This window comes from Mesorhizobium sp. M7A.F.Ca.US.006.04.2.1, assembly GCF_004022915.1.
GTDB lineage: Bacteria > Pseudomonadota > Alphaproteobacteria > Rhizobiales > Rhizobiaceae > Mesorhizobium > Mesorhizobium ciceri.
In genome coordinates this window covers 1-1,880 of the sequence record NZ_RZQA01001057.1, presented here as the reverse complement: position 1 = coordinate 1,880, position 1,880 = coordinate 1, and the positions used below count along the sequence as shown (strand labels likewise).

General features: G+C 64.2%; 2 protein-coding genes. One reads left to right on the top strand and one right to left on the bottom strand.

Going from position 1 to position 1,880, the window contains the following annotated elements; translation table 11 throughout:
• Positions 1–833 (top strand): hypothetical protein (locus tag EN925_RS34165; RefSeq protein WP_128337282.1); only part of this gene is annotated, 833 nt, incomplete at its 5' end.
• Between the two features lie 20 nt (positions 834–853).
• Here the strand turns inward: EN925_RS34165 and EN925_RS34160 are convergent.
• Positions 854–1,880: cisplatin damage response ATP-dependent DNA ligase (locus EN925_RS34160; RefSeq protein WP_128337281.1), on the bottom strand; the 1,027-nt coding region annotated here is incomplete at its 5' end.

The window sequence follows — 1,880 nt, the reverse complement described above, 5'->3', positions numbered from 1 at the left end:
ATGTCGTCGTCGACGGCCCCGTGCAATCCGCTGCCGATGCGCCGCGCTCGCGCGTCCTGCCCGTCGTTCCCGACATCATGCCGGACGCCTCGCTTCCCGATGCACCGGCCATCGACATGTCGGTTCCGGCCGCGGCCGGCGCGACCACGGAAGTGGCGCCCGACCGCGATGAAAGACGCATAAGAGGGCGTCGCCTGCCGCTGACCGCCATCTTCCTGACCGTGACACTGCTGGCAGCGGTTGGCATCGGCCTGTTCTTCGCCGTGCAGACCGGCGTGTTCAAGACGTCGGCCCAACTCGACACCGCACCACCTGAAGCGCCGCCGACCGTCGAGGACGACGATTTCACACCGGCCGACGGCGGTCCGGCAAAACCCGGCGCCGCCGACCAGTCGCGCGACTGGATCAATGTGTTTTCGCCGGCCGATGCATCGCATGTCAGTGCGCCATCGGACGCCAGGGCCGAGGTGATGAAGGACGATACCGGTTCGTTCCTGCGCATCCGTTCCGGCGCGTCCGGTTCGGCGATCAGCTTCGACGTCGGACAAGGCGTGCTGGAGAAACTGGCCGGCAAACATGCCGTGTTCGACATCATTGCCCGCTCCGAAGAAGGCAAGGAGACGCAGATTTCGGTCGACTGCAATTTCGGCGAACTCGGCGACTGCGGCCGCAAGCGCTATGCGGTCGGCCAGCAGCAGAACGAATATCTGTTCGACGTGCAGTTTCCCGACAAGCATCCGGGCTCGGCCGGCACCATTGCCATCAATTCCGACTTCGACAAGCAGGGCAAGGCCGCCGACATCTACGAAATCCGCGTTTCGATCGAGCCATAGCGAACCCCGCACCGCGCTAATTATCGGTCGAGCAGCGCCTGCAGCGTTTCGATGCGGTCGGCCTCGTTGGCCGGCTTGTCCCAGCGCAATCGCGAAATGCGGGGAAAGCGCATGGCGACGCCGGATTTGTGCCGGGTCGAGCGGTTCAGTCCTTCGAAGGCGACTTCCAGCACCAGGCCGTTGTCGCGGTCGGCCCGCACCGAGCGCACCGGCCCGAAACGCTCGATCGTGTTGTCGCGGACATATTTGTCGATCTGCTTCAACTCCTCGTCGGTGAAGCCGAAATAGGCCTTGCCGACCGGTACCAGTTCTTCTTCGCCTTCGGCACCTGTCCAGACACCGAACGTATAGTCGGAATAGAAGCTCGACCGTTTGCCGTGGCCGCGCTGCGCATACATCAGCACCGCGTCCACTGTGTGCGGATCGCGTTTCCACTTGAACCACGGACCTTTCGGCCGGCCGGCGACATAGGCTGAGTCCCAGCGCTTCAGCATGACGCCTTCGATGATCGGATGCGGCGGCGCCCGGCGCAGTTCCTCCAGCGTTTGCCAGTCCGTGAAGTCGACGAATGGCGACAGATCGAAACGGCTCGGGTCGAGTGTCGCGACAAAGCTTTCCAGCCGGCCGCGCCGTTCGCGAAACGGCAGCGCGCGCAAATCCTCGCCGCCGACCTGGAGCAGATCGTAGCAGCGCATGAAGGCCGGGTATTGCTGCTGCATCTTCGGTGCCACCGTCTTGCGATTCAGCCGTTGCTGCAGATCGGAGAAGGTTCCCGTCGCCTCCCGGGGATCGCCGACAAGCAGTTCGCCGTCCAGCGTTGCGGAAAAATGCATGGCCTCGGCGAGGTCCGGAAAGGCGCCCGAAACGTCATCGCCGGTGCGCGAATAGAGCCGGCGGATGCCGCCCTCCGCCACCGCCTGGACACGGATGCCGTCCCATTTCCATTCGGCGGCATAATCGGCCGGATCGAGCTTTTCGAGATCGCCGTCGCCGACCGGGTTCGACAGCATCACCGGGCGAAACAATGCCAACGCCGTGTTCCTGGGC